The sequence below is a fragment of the Ralstonia sp. 110700041-2 genome, from assembly GCF_056280165.1.
On record NZ_JBSFAI010000016.1, the window covers coordinates 97,674 to 115,198 of the forward strand.

19 protein-coding genes are annotated in these 17,525 nt (G+C 63.7%); 13 read left to right on the top strand and 6 right to left on the bottom strand.

The genetic code is table 11. The features are described 5' to 3' along the window. Positions 1–28: 28 nt before the first annotated feature. The 10 genes from ACUXH0_RS21755 to tatC all read left to right on the top strand — a co-directional run bounded on the left by ACUXH0_RS21755 (position 29) and on the right by tatC (position 5,866). Positions 29–652, top strand: a complete 624-nt coding sequence (locus tag ACUXH0_RS21755) for a MarC family protein (protein WP_012436560.1) — start codon at positions 29–31, stop codon at positions 650–652. A gap of 8 nt (positions 653–660) precedes the next feature. Continuing rightward, a complete protein-coding gene (gene hisH, locus ACUXH0_RS21760; RefSeq protein ID WP_004634605.1) occupies positions 661–1,314 on the top strand; it encodes an imidazole glycerol phosphate synthase subunit HisH in 654 nt (217 codons plus the stop codon). Between the two features lie 73 nt (positions 1,315–1,387). After that, positions 1,388–2,131: a 1-(5-phosphoribosyl)-5-[(5-phosphoribosylamino)methylideneamino]imidazole-4-carboxamide isomerase gene (gene hisA / locus ACUXH0_RS21765; protein WP_004634607.1), complete on the top strand. Its 744-nt coding sequence runs from the start codon at positions 1,388–1,390 to the stop codon at positions 2,129–2,131. 47 nt (positions 2,132–2,178) lie between these two features. Further along, a complete protein-coding gene (gene hisF / locus ACUXH0_RS21770; RefSeq protein ID WP_004634609.1) occupies positions 2,179–2,955 on the top strand; it encodes an imidazole glycerol phosphate synthase subunit HisF in 777 nt (258 codons plus the stop codon). Then, positions 2,952–3,374, top strand: coding sequence for a phosphoribosyl-AMP cyclohydrolase (hisI, locus tag ACUXH0_RS21775; RefSeq protein WP_004634611.1), 423 nt, complete (start codon positions 2,952–2,954; stop codon positions 3,372–3,374). The genes hisF and hisI overlap by 4 nt, the downstream gene beginning before the upstream one ends. Then, the gene (locus ACUXH0_RS21780; RefSeq protein ID WP_004634613.1) at positions 3,367–3,741 is read left to right on the top strand and encodes a phosphoribosyl-ATP diphosphatase; all 375 of its coding nucleotides are present in this window, start codon (positions 3,367–3,369) and stop codon (positions 3,739–3,741) included. Before hisI ends, ACUXH0_RS21780 begins: the two co-directional genes overlap by 8 nt. A gap of 31 nt (positions 3,742–3,772) precedes the next feature. Beyond that, positions 3,773–4,147 (top strand): DUF4870 family protein, encoded by a 375-nt coding sequence (locus tag ACUXH0_RS21785; protein WP_004634615.1) that lies wholly within the window; start codon positions 3,773–3,775, stop codon positions 4,145–4,147. A 62-nt stretch (positions 4,148–4,209) separates the two neighbouring features. Then, complete coding sequence (gene tatA / locus ACUXH0_RS21790) at positions 4,210–4,467, top strand: Sec-independent protein translocase subunit TatA (RefSeq protein ID WP_004634617.1); 258 nt, start codon at positions 4,210–4,212, stop codon at positions 4,465–4,467. A gap of 21 nt (positions 4,468–4,488) precedes the next feature. Beyond that, the gene (gene tatB / locus ACUXH0_RS21795; RefSeq protein WP_004634619.1) at positions 4,489–5,001 is read left to right on the top strand and encodes a Sec-independent protein translocase protein TatB; all 513 of its coding nucleotides are present in this window, start codon (positions 4,489–4,491) and stop codon (positions 4,999–5,001) included. Between the two features lie 61 nt (positions 5,002–5,062). Further along, entirely contained in the window at positions 5,063–5,866 is an 804-nt protein-coding gene (gene tatC, locus ACUXH0_RS21800; protein ID WP_004634621.1) for a twin-arginine translocase subunit TatC, read from the top strand. Positions 5,867–5,953: 87 nt separating this feature from the next. On the opposite strand, the gene ACUXH0_RS21805 is transcribed toward tatC, so the two are convergent. The 5 genes from ACUXH0_RS21805 to ACUXH0_RS21825 form a co-directional block, all read right to left on the bottom strand. Then, positions 5,954–7,039: an ABC transporter ATP-binding protein gene (locus ACUXH0_RS21805; RefSeq protein WP_012436559.1), complete on the bottom strand. Its 1,086-nt coding sequence runs from the start codon at positions 7,037–7,039 to the stop codon at positions 5,954–5,956. Then, positions 7,032–8,843 carry an ABC transporter permease gene (locus ACUXH0_RS21810; protein ID WP_012436558.1) on the bottom strand — a complete coding sequence of 604 codons (1,812 nt, stop codon included), beginning with the start codon at positions 8,841–8,843 and terminating at the stop codon, positions 7,032–7,034. The genes ACUXH0_RS21805 and ACUXH0_RS21810 overlap by 8 nt, the downstream gene beginning before the upstream one ends. A 94-nt stretch (positions 8,844–8,937) precedes the next feature. Then, positions 8,938–10,044: an ABC transporter substrate-binding protein gene (locus ACUXH0_RS21815; RefSeq protein WP_004634626.1), complete on the bottom strand. Its 1,107-nt coding sequence runs from the start codon at positions 10,042–10,044 to the stop codon at positions 8,938–8,940. A 122-nt stretch (positions 10,045–10,166) separates the two neighbouring features. Continuing rightward, the gene (locus ACUXH0_RS21820; protein WP_012436557.1) at positions 10,167–11,696 is read right to left on the bottom strand and encodes a sensor histidine kinase; all 1,530 of its coding nucleotides are present in this window, start codon (positions 11,694–11,696) and stop codon (positions 10,167–10,169) included. Next, positions 11,693–12,394: a response regulator gene (locus ACUXH0_RS21825; RefSeq protein WP_004634631.1), complete on the bottom strand. Its 702-nt coding sequence runs from the start codon at positions 12,392–12,394 to the stop codon at positions 11,693–11,695. Before ACUXH0_RS21825 ends, ACUXH0_RS21820 begins: the two co-directional genes overlap by 4 nt. A 119-nt stretch (positions 12,395–12,513) precedes the next feature. Here ACUXH0_RS21825 and ACUXH0_RS21830 point away from each other — a divergent pair, with 119 nt between their 5' ends. Together ACUXH0_RS21830 and ACUXH0_RS21835 are read left to right on the top strand one after the other, a co-directional pair. Further along, positions 12,514–13,656 carry an ABC transporter substrate-binding protein gene (locus ACUXH0_RS21830; protein ID WP_012436556.1) on the top strand — a complete coding sequence of 381 codons (1,143 nt, stop codon included), beginning with the start codon at positions 12,514–12,516 and terminating at the stop codon, positions 13,654–13,656. Between the two features lie 334 nt (positions 13,657–13,990). Then, the gene (locus tag ACUXH0_RS21835) at positions 13,991–15,097 is read left to right on the top strand and encodes a porin (protein ID WP_182594619.1); all 1,107 of its coding nucleotides are present in this window, start codon (positions 13,991–13,993) and stop codon (positions 15,095–15,097) included. 445 nt (positions 15,098–15,542) lie between these two features. Here ACUXH0_RS21835 and ACUXH0_RS21840 read toward each other — a convergent pair whose 3' ends face one another. Then, positions 15,543–16,757, bottom strand: a complete 1,215-nt coding sequence (locus ACUXH0_RS21840) for a Do family serine endopeptidase (RefSeq protein WP_012436554.1) — start codon at positions 16,755–16,757, stop codon at positions 15,543–15,545. A 19-nt stretch (positions 16,758–16,776) separates the two neighbouring features. Between ACUXH0_RS21840 and ACUXH0_RS21845 the strand changes: the two genes are divergently transcribed. Then, on the top strand, positions 16,777–17,523 hold the full coding sequence (locus tag ACUXH0_RS21845) for a Nif3-like dinuclear metal center hexameric protein (protein WP_012436553.1): 747 nt from the start codon (positions 16,777–16,779) through the stop codon (positions 17,521–17,523). The last annotated feature ends 2 nt before the right edge of the window (positions 17,524–17,525 follow it).

Genomic DNA, 17,525 nt, shown 5'->3' on the forward strand with positions numbered 1-17,525 from the left:
ACCGACTCAGAAACCGGCCGCCGATCCGATGGATCTGACAAAAAGCTTCTTCTCGCTGCTCGCGCTGATCAACCCGATCGGGGCGATCCCGTTCTTCATCAGCCTGACCGAGAGCCAGACGGATGAGGAGAAGCGCCGCACCATCAAGGTTGCGTCGATTTCGGTGGCAATTGTGATTGGCCTGTCGGCGTTGCTGGGCGAGCAGATCATCAGCTTTTTCGGGTTCTCAGTTGGCTCGTTGCAGGTCGGCGGCGGGATCATCATGATCATGATCGCGCTGAACATGCTCAATGCGCAGACCAGCCGCACCAAGGCCACGCCCGAGGAAGAGGACGAGGCCGGCGCCAAGGCCAGCATTGCCGTCGTGCCGCTGGCGATTCCGCTGCTCACGGGCCCCGGCTCGATCAGCACCGTGATCGTCTATGCGGGAAAGACCAAGCACTGGTGGGAGCTGTTGCTTCTGGCCGGCGTGGGCGTGGCAATCGCGGGCGTGGTCTGGATTGTGTTGCGCGCGGCGGAGCCCATCGCCCGTGTGATCGGCCGCACCGGCATCAACGTCGGTACGCGGTTGATGGGCTTGATCCTGGCGGCGCTTGCCGTGGAATTCATCGTTGACGGGCTGAAAACCCTGTTGCCCGTACTTAGGGCCTAAGTGAAGTCATGACTAAGATCGCAATCGTCGATTACGGCATGGGCAATCTGCGCTCGGTGGCGCAAGCCCTGATGGCCGTTGCTCCGGAGGCCGATGTGCGCATCAGTGCGCAAGCGGATGAAATTCGTTCGGCCGACCGTGTGGTGCTGCCAGGGCAGGGCGCCATGCCCGACTGCATGGCCGCGTTCGACCAGTCCGGCCTGCGCGATGCTGTGCTGGAGGCATCGCGCAGCAAGCCGATGCTGGGCGTATGTGTGGGCGAGCAGATGCTGCTCGAGCGCAGCACCGAGGCGCGCCCCGGGCAGCCGTACACGGAAGGGTTGGGCCTCATCAAGGGCGATGTGGTCCGCTTTGAGCTGGACGGCCAGTTGCAGCCGGACGGTTCACGGTACAAAGTGCCTCAGATGGGCTGGAACCGCGTGCACCAGAGTCGTGCCCACGCCCTTTGGGAAGGTGTGCCGGACCAGAGCTACTTCTATTTCGTGCACAGTTACTACGCGCGGCCCGCCAATGCCGACGAATCGGTCGGAGAGACCGAATACGGCGTGCGGTTTACCTCCGCCATCGCCCGGGATAATATTTTTGCAACACAGTTTCACCCGGAAAAAAGTGCGCAAGCCGGGCTGCAGATCTACCGGAACTTCGTGCACTGGAACCCGTGAAATCGGGCTCACAGTCGCGACCGAATCCCTTTTGCCCGTTTAACCTCACCCCCTCAACTTTGTCGTTACGACTATGCTGCTCATCCCGGCCATCGACCTGAAGGACGGTCAGTGTGTGCGCCTCAAACAAGGCGATATGGATCAAGCCACCGTATTCTCGGAAGACCCCGCGGCCATGGCGCGGCATTGGGTCGAGCAGGGTGCGCGCCGCTTGCATCTTGTCGATCTGAATGGCGCTTTCGCGGGCAAGCCGCGTAACGAGGCGGCCGTCAAGGCCATCCTCGCCGAGGTGGGCGACGAGATCCCCGTGCAACTCGGCGGCGGCATCCGCGATCTGGGCACCATCGAGCGCTGGCTCGACGACGGCTTGTCGTACGTGATCATCGGCACGGCGGCGGTCAAGGACCCGGGCTTTCTGCGGGACGCATGCACGGCATTCGGCGGCCATATCATCGTCGGGCTCGATGCCAAGGACGGCAAGGTCGCGACCGACGGCTGGAGCAAGCTCTCCGGCCACGAAGTCGTGGACCTCGCCAAGAAGTACGAAGACTACGGCGTCGAAGGCATCATCTACACCGACATCGGCCGCGACGGCATGCTGCAGGGCATCAACATCGATGCCACCGTCAAGTTGGCACAGTCGGTGAAAATTCCGGTCATTGCCAGCGGCGGCTTGTCGAACCTCAAGGACATCGACCACCTGTGCGCGGTCGAAGAGCATGGCGTGGAAGGCGTGATCTGCGGTCGCGCCATCTATTCGGGCGACCTGAACTTCAAGGAAGCACAAGCCCTCGCGGACAAACTCGGCGCGGCCTGATCGTTGATCCAGCCGTGCACAACGGGCGCTCCGGCGCCCGACTCATCATGCTAGCCAAACGAATCATCCCCTGCCTGGACGTGACCAACGGCCGGGTGGTCAAGGGCGTCAACTTCGTCGAATTGCGCGACGCCGGCGACCCCGTCGAAATCGCACGCCGCTACGACGAGCAGGGCGCCGACGAAATCACCTTCCTCGACATCACCGCCACGTCGGACGGCCGCGACCTGATGCTGGGCATCATTGAAGCGGTGGCGTCGCAGGTGTTCATTCCGCTGACGGTGGGCGGCGGTGTGCGTGCGCTGGAAGATGTGCGACGGCTGCTCAATGCCGGTGCGGACAAGATCAGCATGAACTCCTCGGCGGTGGCGAATCCGCAGCTCGTGTCGGACGCCAGTGCCCGCCATGGCGCGCAGTGCATCGTCGTGGCTATCGACGCCAAGAAGGTGTCGGCCGAAGGCGAAGCGCCGCGCTGGGAAGTCTTCACGCACGGCGGCCGAAAAGGCACGGGCCTGGACGCCGTGGCATGGGCGCGCGAAATGGCGCAGCGCGGCGCCGGCGAAATCCTGCTCACCAGCATGGACCGCGACGGCACGAAAGCCGGCTTCGACCTGGAACTCACGCGCGCCGTGTCGGACGCAGTGCCGGTGCCGGTCATCGCCTCGGGCGGCGTGGGCAACCTGCAGCATCTGGCTGACGGCATTCAGCGAGGTCACGCCGATGCGGTGCTGGCCGCCAGCATCTTCCACTACGGCGAATACACCGTTGGCCAGGCCAAGCAATTCATGGCAGAGCAAGGCATTCCAGTACGGATCGGATCATGAGCAAGAAGTGGCTGAACAAGGTCCACTGGGACGACAACGGCCTGGTGCCGGTGATCGTGCAGGAGCAGGGCAGCAATGACGTCCTGATGTTCGCGTTCATGAACCGCGAGGCGCTGCAGAAGACGGTTGAAAGCGGCGAGGCCGTGTTCTGGTCGCGCTCGCGCAAGCGCCTGTGGCACAAGGGCGAGGAGTCCGGCCACATCCAGAAGGTGCACGAGATCCGCCTCGACTGCGATGAAGACGTGATCTTGCTCCGCGTCACACAAATCGGCGGCATCGCCTGCCATACTGGCCGCCACGCGTGCTTTTTCCAGAAGTTCGAAGGCAATGTGGAAGACGGCGATTGGCACACCGTCGAGCCGGTGCTCAAGAACCCCGACGACATTTACGCCGGCAAGCCCGGCCACAATCATGAGTGACACCCTGCGCCGCCTGGGCGAGGTGCTCGAATCCCGCAAGCTCGCCAACGGCGGTGACCCGGAAAAGAGCTACATCGCGCGCCTGTTCAACAAGGGCGACGATGCCATCCTCAAAAAGATCGGCGAAGAGGCCACCGAGACCGTCATGGCCGCCAAGGATGCTCGGGCCGCGGGCATGACCGACGAGGCGCGCAGCAAAGTCGTCTACGAAGTAGCCGACCTGTGGTTCCACACCATGGTGCTGCTGTCGCACTTCGACCTCACGCCGGATGACGTCGTGGGCGAACTGGCGCGCCGCGAGGGGCTTTCCGGTCTGGAAGAGAAGGCGCTGCGCAAGTTGCAGGCACGCGACGCAGCGGGGGACTGACTACGGTGACGGATCGTCGCAGGGAGGCAGTGTGGACAAATACGCAGCGGCAGTGGTGATGACGGACGACGCGGAGCGCCTAGCCGGGCTGCGTCGCCTCACGCATATTTTGTATGCGCTCTACGCCATTTTTTGGCTGACCGGCGGTATCACTGCATTGATTGCCATCATCGTTGGGTATGTTAAGCGCGACGATGTGCGCGGCACGCTGTATGAGTCGCACTTTCGTTGGCAAATCCGTTCGTTCTGGTGGTGCGTATTGTGGGGTGTGATCGGGGTGTTGCTCATTCCCGTAGCGTTCATCGGCTTTGCCGTCCTGTGGGCTCTGGGCATCTGGATGCTGTATCGTATTGTGAAAGGTTGGCTGTATCTGAATGACAGCAAGCCGATGTACGCAAATCCGTAAAATCAACCAATGGCGTCGCCACCGTTGCGACGCCACCAGCCGTATTTACGTGGGAGTAGGACATGGGTTCCTTTAGCATTTGGCACTGGCTGATCGTGCTGGTCATCATCATGATGGTCTTCGGCACGAAGAAGCTGCGCAACATCGGTTCGGATCTGGGCAGCGCCGTGAAGGGCTTCAAGGACGGCATGCGCGAAGGGCAGGAAGACAAGCCCGCCGGTTCGCAACAGCCTCAACAGACCGCCGGTCAGCCGCCGCGCGAGTTGCACGATGCGACGACGATCGACGTCGAAGCGCGCGACAAGTCCAAGCAAGGCTGAACACAGACGCCCCGCTGACCGATGATCGATCTCGGCATTTCCAAGCTGGCGCTGATTGGCATGGTGGCGCTCGTCGTCATCGGGCCCGAGCGTCTGCCCAAGGTGGCGCGTACCGCTGGCGCCTTGCTTGGCCGCGCACAGCGCTACATCGCCGATGTGAAGGCCGAGGTCAGCCGCGAAATCGAGCTCGAGGAACTGCGCAAGATGCGCACCGACTTCGAGCAGGCCGCGCGCAATGTCGAGCAGACCATCCACCAGGAGGTCAGCAAGCACACGACCGAGATCAACGAACGCCTGAACGAGGCGCTTGGTGATCCCGCGCACACGGCGACCTCCGCCCCCGACTGGCGCCCGGCACCGGGCAAGTCGCGCAACGGTCGCAACAGCTGGCGCAACAAGCAGCTCTCGATGCCCAAGTGGTACCGCCAGAAGCAGGGCGTGCGCATGTGGGCGCAATCGGGTGCGGCACGCGTCAAGCGTCATCGTCCGCCCATCGTTGCCGCACAGTCGCGTGCGCGCTCCTTCTTCGAATGATCTTCCGGGCGCGAGCCGTGTCTGCGGTGTCGCGTCCTGACTTCCCCCTTTCCAACCCGACATGAGTGCCGCTCCACTCGATCCGCAAGAGTCGCCCGAGGACGGCGCGCAGGAAACCTTCATTTCGCACCTGGTCGAGCTGCGCGAGCGCATCGTCAAGGCGGGTGCCGGCGTGCTGCTGATCTTTCTGGGCCTGGTCTACTGGGCGCCGGATATTTTCAACCTGTTCTCGCGGCCGCTGATCCAGGCGTTGCCCAAGAACGGTCACATGATCGTGACGGACGTCACCGGCTCGTTCTTCGTGCCGATGAAGGTGACGCTGCTGGCCGCCTTTCTGATCGCACTGCCGTGGGTGCTGTACCAGATCTGGCGCTTTGTAGCGCCGGGGCTGTACACGCACGAGAAGCGGATGATCATGCCGCTGGTGGTGAGCACCTATGTGCTGTTCCTGTGCGGTGTGGCATTTGCGTATTTCCTGGTCTTCCCGACGGTGTTCAAGGTGATGGCGCACTACAACGCGCCCCTGGGGGCCGAGATGTCGACCGACATCGACAAGTATCTGAGCTTTGCGATGACCACCTTCCTGGCTTTCGGCATCACCTTCGAGGTACCTGTGGTGGTGATGGTGCTGGTGCGCTTTGGCATCGTGAGCCTGGAGAAGCTCCGACAGGCGCGGCCATACGTGGTGGTGGGCGCCTTCGTGATTGCCGCGGTCGTGACGCCGCCGGACGTGATGTCGCAGTTGCTGCTGGCGGTGCCGCTGTGGTTGCTGTACGAGCTGGGGTTGATCTTGGCGGCAATCTTCATCCGTAACACCACGGCACCGGAGAACGATCCGGAGCACCTGCCGGTGGTGAAAGACTGACGGGCCGATCCAGTATCAGCCAAAGAAGAAAAGGCAGCCGAGGCTGCCTTTCTTGTTGCCGATGAATCCGCTGTTGCGTTTGTTGCTTCAAGCGGCGTACAGCCAAAACTGTTCGCGCGGGAAGGTCAGCGCGTACTTGCCGTCGCTCGGTGCGCTGGCGGAGTAGGCGCGCAGGCCTGTGCCGGTCGCGCCGCTGTCGTCGGTGGCGCGGAACAGGCATTCCCAGCGGTCACCCAGATACATGCGCGTTGCGAGCGGCAGGTGGATGGTGTTGTCGGCGTTGTCGACGCCCACGCGCACCTGTTCCAGGCGGATCACGCCGTGCGCCGATGCACCCGGCTTCAGATCACCGCGCGCCACACCCCACAGAGACCAGCCGCCCGTCTCGTCTACCAGGCGCGCCATGCCGTCACGCACTTCGGCGATCTTGCCATTGATGCGGTTGTTGCTGCCCATGAATTCGGCGGTGAAGAGAGTCTCGGGCGCGCCGTACATCTGCTCGGGCGTGCCCTGCTGTTCGATCACGCCGTTGTTCAGCAGCAGGATGCGATCGGACATGGCCATCGCTTCGCTCTGGTCGTGCGTGACCATCAGTGCAGAGAGGCCCAGGCGCACAATCAGCTCGCGCAGGAAGGCGCGGGCTTCTTCGCGCAGCTTGGCGTCGAGGTTCGAGAGTGGCTCGTCGAGCAGTATCACAGGCGGGTTGTAGACCAGCGCGCGGGCGATCGCCACACGCTGCTGCTGGCCGCCGGAGAGCTGGCTCGGGAAACGCTCGCCCAGGTGGCCGAGGCCCAGTTGCTGCAGCACGGCCTGCACGCGTTCCTTGATCTGCGCGGAGGGCGTCTTGCGCAGCTTGAGCGGGTAGGCGACGTTCTCGGCCACGGTCTTGTGCGGCCACAGCGCGTACGACTGGAACACCAGGCCCAGGTTGCGCCCTTCGGCCGGCACGTCGAGCTTCTTGGCGCCGTCGAACATGACGCGATCGCCGATCTGGACAGTGCCCTGGCTCGCTTGCTCGAGGCCGGCGACAGCACGCAGCAGCGTGGTCTTGCCCGAACCCGACGGGCCCAGCAGCGAGACGACCTCGCCCTTCTGCAGCTGCATCGAGACACCCTTGAGAACCGGGTTGTTGCCGTATTGCAGGTGCAGGTCGTTGACAGTGAGTTCAATCATGGAGCTTCACTCCGAAACGCAGTGCGATGCCGAGGCCGACGGCCACCAGCACGATATTGACGAAGGACAGCGCGGCAACGATATCGATGGCGCCGCCCGCCCACAGGGAAACCAGCATCGAGCCGATCGTCTCGGTGCCCGGCGACAGCAGATACACACCGGTCGAGTACTCGCGCTCGAAAATCAGGAAGATCAGCAGCCACGCCCCGAGCAGGCCGTAGCGCGTGAGCGGTACCGTCACGTCGCGCGTGGTGCGGGCGCGGGTGGCGCCGACCGAGCGTGCCGCCTCTTCCAGTTCCGGACCGACTTGTAGCAGCGCGGCCGAGATCAGCCGCAGGCCATAAGCCAGCCACACGACCGTGTAGGCGATCCACACGCTGAAGATCGTGCTGCGCAGGTCGCGCAGGCTCGGCACGACGTTCTCGATGATCCAGTTGGCGAACGGCAGGCCGCTGTCGGTCAGGCCGGTCTCGATCCAGTTCGGCACGAACAGGAACACCCACAGGAACGCCAGGCCAGCCAGGAGACCCGGAATGGCGCGGGGCACCAGCACGCTGTAGTCGAGGAAACGCGTCCAGCCATCCGGCTTGCGGTGCATGGCCAGGCCGATGCAGGTGTAGCAAGCCACGGCGATGGCGCCACCGATCACGCCAATCAGTACCGTGTTGACCATCGCGCGCAGGAATTGCGGCTGCTCGAAGATCTGCTGGAACGCGGTGGTCGAGAACGCTTCCACCAGCGACACCCCTTCACCCCAGTTCGATACGAAGGCGCGCAGCGCGATGCCCGACAGCGGCACCACCACCGTCACGAAGAACCACAGCACCACGACAGCCCAGGCCGGCCAGCGCCACGAGCCCAGCGGCAGCGGGCGGCTGCGCGTGACCTTACCCTTGACGGTGACGAAGCGGTTGGCCGAGCGCAGCATGTAGCGTTGCAGCAGCACCAGCGGGAACGTCACCATCACCAGGCAGACCGCCACGGCTGCCATCAGGTGATAGGCCGGCGTGCCGAGTTTGTTGGTCAGCTTGTACAGGTACGTGGCGAGCACCAGGTGGCCTTCCGGATCGCCCAACACGAGCACCAGGCCGAAGACCTCGAAGCCCAGGAAGATCACCAGCACGGCTGCGTACAGCAGCGCGGGGCGCACCATCGGCAGGCTCACGTTGAGCGCCACCGACAGCGGCGATGCCCCCGCGATACGCGCGGCTTCTTCCACATCCGAACCGAGGCTGCGCAGCGCTGACGAGACATACAGATACACGTGAGGCACATGCGTCAGGCCCGCAATGATGATGATGCTGATGAACGAATACACGTTCCACGGCGCACCGCCAAACAGGCTCTTGAACCACACGGTGTAGAAGCCCACCGGGCCGGCGGACACCACGTAGCCGAACGCCAGCACCATCGGCGAGACGAACACCGGAATCATCAGCAGCGGTTCGAGAATGCGGCGGCCGGGCAAGTCGGAACGCACCATCAGGAACGCCAGGATGCCGCCCAGCGGTACCGAGATCACTGCCAGGCCGAAAGCGAGCGCGGTGGATTTCTCGAAGGCGTGCCAGAAGTCCGAATCCGTAAAGATGAAGCGATACGCATCCAGCCCCGCCAGCGCGTCGGGCATGAAGAACGGCGCAGACAGAAAGCTCTGGTAGAAGATCAGCGCCAGCGGCGTGAAAATCGCCAGCGCGGTAAGCAGAATGACCACGCCGCGCGGCAAAGCCTGTCCCACACGCGTCCAGGGCGAGCGCTTGAGGGTGGCTTGGCGAGCGGCGGCACGGTCTTGCGCTAGAGAACGCATGGTGCCTCCAGGAGGAACCGGCGCCAGATACGGATGGCGCCGGCAGGTCGGTCAGATGAGAGGTGTGCCGGTGATCAGCGGATCAGATCTCAGATCAACGGCCGGCGGCGGTGCGCCATTGCTTGATGAAGTCCAGACGCTTCTTGGGTTCCAGGAACGCCAGGATCGATTCGTCGACCGGAATCGGCTTGATGCTGTTGCCGAGAATCTTCTTCAGGCCGGCGGCGGTGGCTTCGCCCGTCACGTCGTCCCGCAGCGAGTGCAGATCCGACTTGTTGGCGAGGATTTCCTGGCCGCGCTTGGACAGGATGTAGTCCAGCCACAGCTTGGCCGCGTTCGGGTTCTTCGCCTTCTTGGCGATCATCGCCACGCGCGACACCACCAGCGTGTAGTCCTTCGGATAGACGATGCCGATCGACGGATCCTTCTTGGCGCGCGCAATCGCGTAAGAACCGAGGATGTTGTACGCCACCAGGTTTTCGCCCGAGGCCACGCGCTCCATCATCGTGCCGGTCGAGGACTGCAGCACCAGGTTCGGGCCCACTGCCTTGACGAAGTCGAAGTACTGCGGCGAATCCAGATTGTCCTGCGCAGCCATCATGAAGCCCACGGCCGACTTCTCGATGTCGTACGTCGTGACCTTGTTCTTGAAGCGCTCGGGTTGGCTGGCGACCAACTTGGCGAAATCGGCGTGCGTTTGCGGCACTTCCGAATCCTTGATCAGGCGCTTGTTGTACAGGAACACGGCGGGCTCGTACGTCGTGCCGTAGGCCAGGCCTTTGTAGACAGCCCACTTCGGCACGTTCGGCACTTCCGGCGAGTCGTACTTCATCGCGTAGGTCTGCGCCAGCTTGAGCTGCGAGTCCATCGACGAGTTCCACATCATGTCAGCCGAGGCGCCGCCGGCAGCCTGCTCACTGATGAAGCGGTTGTACAACTCGCTGCTGTTCATGTCGTTGTACTCGACCTTCACGCCGGGGTAGAGCGACTCGAAATCCTTGATCAGCGGGTCGGCGGCCTTGGTGTCGGTCGTCGCATAGACCACCACCTTGCCTTCCTTCTTGGCGGCGGCAATGGTGTCGGCATAGCTGGCGGGGTAGCCGGCCGGAACTTGCGCGAAGGCGGCGGCGCTGAGGGTCAGTGCGGCAGCTGCGATTGAGGCGAGAGCGGCGTGCGCAGGCGTAAAGCGTCCACGAAGCATGGGTTTGTCTCCTGTTTGCTTGTGATGGTGTGGGGCCGGCTACTTATGGCGTGTTGCTTGTAGCTCGGACGGATGGCCCCAGGTGTGGCGGATTATAGAAATCGCGCGCTTTCGTCACGCTTTCATTGCGGCTGCTGCGTCGCAGCATGCTCGGTCGAGGCTGCCGCAGCCGCCAGCGGCACGCGGATCCGCGCCGACAAACCGACGCCGCCGTACTCGTTCGGCTCCCCGTCGGCCAGCTCGATTTGCCCGCCGCTACGCGCTGCATAGGCTCGCGCGATGGCCAGACCAAGGCCGGAGCCTTCGGCGGCGTAGCGGGCGTCTTTGGGCGCGACCTTGGGTTTACCCGAGCGACTTCCGCCCTCGTGCGCTCGGCGGAAGCGCTGGAACGCGTGTGCGCGCTCGTCGGCGTTCATGCCCGGCCCGGTGTCGTCCACGCAGACCAGTGCGGCATCGCCGTCAGCCGTGGCGCGTACGGTGATGCGTCCGCCGGCCGGCGTGTAGCGGATGGCGTTGTGCACGAGGTTGGAGAGCGCCTCGCGCAGGAAGGCCGGATAGCCGATGACGGGCAGCGCCATGACGAGGCCGCCGTCATCCCAGCCGAGGTCCTGCTGTTTTTCACGCGCCAACGGCAGCGCATCGACCACCACGTCGCGTGCCAAAACACCCAGGTCGAAGGTTTCGGCCGGCGCATCCTGCCCCGCATGCCGGGCGCGGGCAAGGGCGAGCAGCTGTGTGGTCAGCCGGTTCGTCGACTGCAGGCGCGCGATGATGGCGGACAGGCTTTCGCGTACGCGCACCGGGTCGGTTTCGCGCAGTGCGTATTCCGCTTGCGTGAGCAGCACGGCCAGCGGCGTGCGCAACTGGTGCGACGCATCGGCTAGGAACTGGCTTTGCGCCTCCGCAAGTTCGGCATAGCGATGAATGTGGTGGTTGATCGCGTCGACCAGCGGGCGGACTTCTGCAGGCACGTCGGTGGCGTCGAGCGGACGCAGGTCATCCGACGCGCGCACGCCGATGCTGCGTGCCAGGCGACTGAGCGGCCGCAGCGCGACGGTTACGCCGAGCCACAGCAGCGCGGCGCTGACCGCCACCAGCGCTGCATCGCGCAGCAGCGTGCCGCGCCACACCGCCTGCTGCAGCGCGCGGCGCGTCTCGATGGTTTCTGCCACCTGAATGACGATGCGCGCCGGCAGCCCCGGTTGATAGAGCGGCTTGGCCACGGCGGCCACGCGTACGGGCTCGTCGTGGTATGTCGCGTCGTAGAAGAGCGGGGTGTCGTTTTCCAGCCGGGTGACGGGCAGCGGCAGATCGTCGTAGCCGGTCAGCGCCGCTTCAGGCGCCTTGCCCGGCAAGGGCTCGAAAGCGACGCGGTAATAGACGTTGCTCTGCGCCGTCGATTCGAACATGGACAGCGCCACATACGGCACGTTGACCTGCACCTGGCCGCGCTCGATCGTCACGCCGTTTTCGATGGCGCGCACCGAGCCGAGCAGGGCGCGATCGTACGCGCGGTCGGTCGCGCCACGCAGCGCTTGGTACGCCGAGACGATGTCGATCGCCAGCACACCTACCAGCCCCGGCAGCAGCAACCAGAGCAGCGTGAGTTTCAGGCTGCGCGGCAGCCGAAGCCAGGCGGGCCGCTGCATCATGCGCTGCTGTCGCCGGCGGCGGGCCCTTCACCATCGCCGGCCTCGAGCAGGTAACCCAGCCCCCGTACGGTGACGATCTGCACGCCCGTGCCCGCCAGCTTCTTGCGCAGGCGGTGCACGACCACCTCGACTGCGTCGGGGCTGGAATCGCTGTCCAGGTTGAAGACCTTGTCGAACAGATGCACCTTGCTGATCGGCTGGCCGGTCTTGTGCAGCAGTGCCGACAGTGCGGCGTGCTCGCGCGGCGTGAGCGATAGCGGCTCGCCCGACAGCAGGAATGCCTTGCGTCCGGTATCGAATTCCAGCGGCCCGCAACGCAGGCGCGGGAACGCCCGGCCGCGGCTGCGGCGGATAAGCGCCATCAACCGCGCTTCCAGCTCGGACAGCGCGAACGGCTTGGTGAGGAAATCGTCCGCGCCGGCATTGAGCCCGCGCACGCGCTCATCCAGTGCGCCCTGCGCCGTGAGGATCAACACCGGCGTGCGGTCGTCGCGCGCGCGCATGTCGGCCAGCACGGCAAAGCCATCCTTGCGCGGCAAGCGCAGGTCCAGCACCACTGCGTCAAATTCTCCGGAGCCCAGGAAGGCTTCCGCGATGACGCCGTCAGCGGCGCGCTCGATCACGAAGCCGCTTTGCGCCAGCGCGCGCGCCAGCCATGCGGCCAATTCTTCCTCATCCTCCACCAGCAAGATCCGCATCGGGTGTCTCTCAATATCGTTCTGGCCACTTTTTCATGATAATGCGTGGCGCCTTGATCTCGGCCACATGCCGATCACTCCGTCCACCTGACGCGTCGCACAGATGCGCTCCAACCGGCATGTCGTCCATCCCCAATTCCCGTCGCCGCTGGCTTTGTCAGACCGCCGCATTGCTGGCTGCAAGCGGCGCCGTCGCGCGTGGGGCGCACGGGCAATGGCTGGCCCGCCAGGCCCCGGAGTTGCCGTCGTACTACCCGCGCGACTACGGTGCGATGATCGACGCCGCGCGTCGCGAAGGCCGCGTCACTGTGTATTCCACGACGGATTTCTCTGCCGCCTACCCGCTGATCCGCGCCTTCGAAACGCGCTACCCCGGCATCACCGTCGACTACCGCGAGCAGAACAGTGACGATATCTACCGCCGCTTCCTCGCAGAATTCGCCGCCAAGTCGCCGGGCGCCGACGTGGTCTGGAGTTCGGCCATGCCCGAGCAGTTCAAGCTCGTGAACGACGGCCACGCACTTCCTTACGCATCGCCCGAGCGGCCTTACCTGCCATCGTGGGCGATCTGGAAGAACGAGGCGTACGGCACGAGCTACGAGCCGGTCGTCTTCGTCTACAACACGCGCCAGTTACCGGCGGAGTTGATTCCTTCCACCCATGCCGACTTCGCCCGCATTCTGAATAGCCATCGTGACTTGCTGCGCGGTCGCGTCGCCTCCTACGACATCGAACACTCCGGCTCCGCGTTCCTCTTCGCCGCCGAAGACGCCCGCACAACGCCGGTGTTCTGGGATGTTGCCAAGGCATTGGGCGGCGTCAACGTCAACCTGTACATCACCACGGCCGCGATGCTGGAGCGCGTCGCTTCCGGCGAAAGCCTGCTCGCCTACAACGTGATCGGCTCGTACGCCGCACGCTACGCCGATCGCAACCCGGCGCTCGCCATCAAGATGCCGACCGACTACACGCTGGTCGCTACGCGCGTCGCCTTCATTGCGCGGCGCGCTGCCCGCCCGAACGCCGCGCGCCTCTGGCTCGACTTCATGCTCTCGCGCGACGGCCAGAGCGTGATGGCGGACCGTGCGTTCCTGTTTTCGCTGCGCCAGGACGTTGAGACTGGGCTCACCGCCAAGCGCCTGCTCGCCGAACTGGGAAACACGCATCGGCCCATTCCCGTTGGCCCGGGTTTACTCGCCCATCAAGATCAGCTCCGCCGTGCCGATTTCCTAAAGCGATGGCACGCCGCACTCGGCCGATAAAAAAGAGGACAAGGAAGCACTTATTGCCGTAACGTGGTGCGAAGGCGACAATTCAGAACTGTCACCGACTGCCAAATTTGTTGCGCAGTAAGAGGGTGACAATCGCCCGCCAACCCCTGTGCCACCGCGCAACAAGCGGGTCGCGCCCCCCTCTCAATGGGGCTGGGCGCGTGTTGCCCATGAGCAACAACTTGGCCGCAAATCGCGGCCCAGAGCCAGAAAGGGTTTCCGGAATCAGTCAGCGCTGGCACATAATGCGGTCAGACGTGAGGTATCTGCGTCGTCCATAAGGACAGTCAAGATTTCCCAATCAGTTGACAAGGAAAGTGTCGATATGAAGATGAAACTGTTTGCAGCTGCTGTTGCAGCTTTGGCCGCCGGTGGCGCCTATGCACAATCCTCCGTGACCCTGTACGGCGTGGTCGACGCTGGTCTGACCTACGCAAACAAGGTGCCGGGCGCAACCGCTGGTTCGAGCGGCTCGCGTTTTGGCCTGGATTCGGGCGGCCTGTCGGGCTCGCGTTGGGGCCTGCGTGGCGTTGAAGACCTGGGCGGTGGCCTGAAGGGTATCTTCAACCTGGAAAGCGGCTTTAACCTGGACACCGGCACGTCGGCTCAAGGTGGCCGTCTGTTCGGTCGTAACGCCTACGTTGGTCTGCAAGGCCAGTGGGGTCAACTGACCCTGGGTCGTCAGCAAAACCTGCTGTATGACTTCTCGCTGGTCTATGACCCGATGGCAATCGCCACGCGTTACTCGCTGGCTGCGCAAGACGCCTTCTTCTCTGGTCGTGCTGACAACGCCGTCAAGTACGTCGGCACGTTCGGTGGCCTGAGCGTCTCCGGTCTGTACTCGTTCAACTACAACGGCAACGAAGTGGCTGGCAGCAGCAAGACCGGCCGCGAGTGGAGCCTGGGTGCTAACTACGCTGGCGGCCCGCTGGGTATCGGCGCAGTGTATGACCAGACCAACTCGACGACCGTTGGTAGCGACAACCGCGAACAACGCGCCACGATCGCTGGCACGTACGCTTTCGGCCCGGCCAAGCTGTACGCTGGCTACCGTTGGTACAAGGCTAACTACGCAACTGTTGCTGGCAACGGCAACCTGCGTTCGAACCTGTACTGGGCTGGCCTGGGTTACCAAGCTACTCCGGCTCTGTCGCTGACGGGCACGGCCTACTACCAACAGTTCAAGAACAGCGGTACGGGCAACCCGTGGCTGTTCGTGGTCGGCACCGACTACGCTCTGTCGAAGCGCACCGACGCGTACTTCAACCTGGCCTATGCTAAGAACAGCGGCGGCTCGGGTCTGGGCGTGCTGGGCCTGAACAATGCTAGCTACGCTGGCACGACGCTGACGAGCGGCAGCCAAGTGTTCTCGGGTCCGAACAACAACAACAACCAGTTCGGTGCTACGGTTGGCCTGCGTCACAAGTTCTAATTTGACGCGCTCGTAAGGGTGCATCGAATTAAACGGTTAAACGCCGATCCCGAAAGGGGTCGGCGTTTTTCTTTGTGCGAACGATTCGCGTGCTTCTCCATGACTGAGGCGGGGTCCAGGGCTGGCTTGGCTGACGCCGGCGCGCCTATCGCCTATGTGCAAGATGTCTCCGCTGATGGTGCTGACGCGGGCGAAGCGGGGGCGGGGCGTCACGCTGACTGCAGTGCTTCGGCACACGCCCAGACGCGCCGCCTGTCTGGCCTCGCAGGACAGGGCGCTCCCATCCACACAGCGCAGCTGTTGGTACGCCTGATCGCCGGTCGGACGGAGGGTGGCATCAAGGCAGCCTCTCACCTCATCAACATGCCGGCTTGATTCTCAAGCGTGCGCGCATAAAAAACGGCGGCACATCTGGCCGCCGTTTGTATATTCCGAAGCCTGCTGCTTACTGCTGTTCTTCGTCGTCCTGCGAGGGCATCGGTACGTTGCGGCGCGTTGGCGGCGGACGTTTGCCGACAACGATGGTCAGCTCTACCGCCTTGCCCTTGCGCGACACCGTCACCTTGGCTTCCGCACCGGGTTTCAGCTGCGCGATGCTGTTCAGCAGCGCCGTCGTATCCAGGATCGGTTGACCATTCACGCTGGTGAGAATGTCCCCCGGGTGCAGGCCCGCCCTGTCCGCCGGGCCACCTTGGACCACGGCGGCAATCAGCGCGCCATCCTTGCGCGACAGGCCAAACGACTCGGCAATTTCCGGCGTCACATCCTGCGGTTCAACACCGATCCAGCCGCGGACCACGCTACCGGTCGAGATAATCGACTCCATCACCTGCTTGGCCAGCGATACCGGAATCGCGAAGCCGATGCCCAGCGAGCCGCCCGAGCGCGAGTAGATCGCGGTGTTGATCCCGAGGAGGTTGCCGTCGGCATCAACCAGGGCGCCGCCCGAGTTGCCTGGGTTGATCGCGGCGTCGGTCTGGATGAAATTCTCGAAGGTGTTGATGCCCAAGTGGCTGCGTCCCAGTGCGGAGACAATGCCCATCGTCACCGTCTGGCCCACGCCGAACGGGTTGCCGATGGCGAGCACCACGTCGCCGACGCGCACATTCTCCAGCCGGCCCAGCGTAATGGCGGGCAAATTCGGTAGGTTGATCTTGAGGACGGCCAAGTCGGTTTCGGGATCCGAGCCGACCACCTTCGCGTTGGCCTTGCGGCCGTCGGTCAGGGCGACTTCGATCTCGTCGGCCCCGTCTACTACGTGGTGGTTCGTTAGAATGTAGCCTTCCGAGCTGACGATCACGCCCGAGCCGAGACTGGCCGTGGGTTCTTGGCGTTGCTCAGGAGCGCGGTCTCCGAAGAAGAAGCGAAACCACGGATCTGCGCTGGCTTGTGGGCTGCTGCCACGCTTCGGCGCGTTCTTGCTGCTGAAGATGTTGACCACCGCCGGCATCGCCACCTTGGCCGCTTCCGCGTAGGAGTTGCTGGAGGTGCCGCCGTGGCCGATCGGCGCGACTTCCTTCAGCGCGACGATGGGCGAGCCGGATTGCACTGCGACCTTGCCGCGCTGCAGCCAATCAGGCTTGAGCGTGGCGATCACAAACCAGACGGCCAGGACGACCGTGACGGCTTGCGCAAAAAACAGCCAAAAGCGGCGCAACATAGAGCGAAGTTGAGTCCAAATGGATCGAAAAGAACTTGAATTGTACTTGAACGACCTGTTGCAGGCGGCCCGTTTTCGGGACTATTGCCCCAATGGTCTCCAGGTACAGGGGCGCGACACCATTGCGCATATCGTGACGGGGGTGACCGCTAGCCTGGCGCTGATCGAAGCCGCCATCGAAGCGCGTGCCGACGCCATCCTCGTGCATCACGGTTACTTCTGGAAGGGAGAGGATGGCCGTGTCGTAGGCCAGAAGCATGCGCGCTTGAAGCAACTTCTGGCGCACGATCTCAACATGTTCGCGTATCACTTGCCGCTCGATGCGCATCCTGGGCTCGGCAACAACGCGCAGCTGGGTGCGTTGCTGGGCATCTCGCCTCAGGGCAGGTTCGGCGACGACGAACTTGGCTGGATTGGTACGCTTGCCGAAGCAACCACGCTGGGCGATTTCGCGCAGACGGTGTCGGCAAAGCTGAACCGGGAGCCGCTTGTGATCGGCGAGGGGGATCGCCCGGTGCGCACAATCGGCTGGTGCACAGGCGGTGCCCAAGGCTGGTTTGATGCCGCCGTGGCCGCCGGTGTAGACGTGTATCTGAGCGGTGAAGCGTCGGAGCAGACCACGCATCTTGCGCGTGAATCGGGTGTTGCCTATATCGGTGCGGGTCACCACGCCACCGAGCGCGGTGGCGTTCGGGCGCTCGGCACTCATCTGGCCGAGCGCTTCGGTGTGCGTCACACCTTCATCGATATCCCGAATCCGGTGTGAGT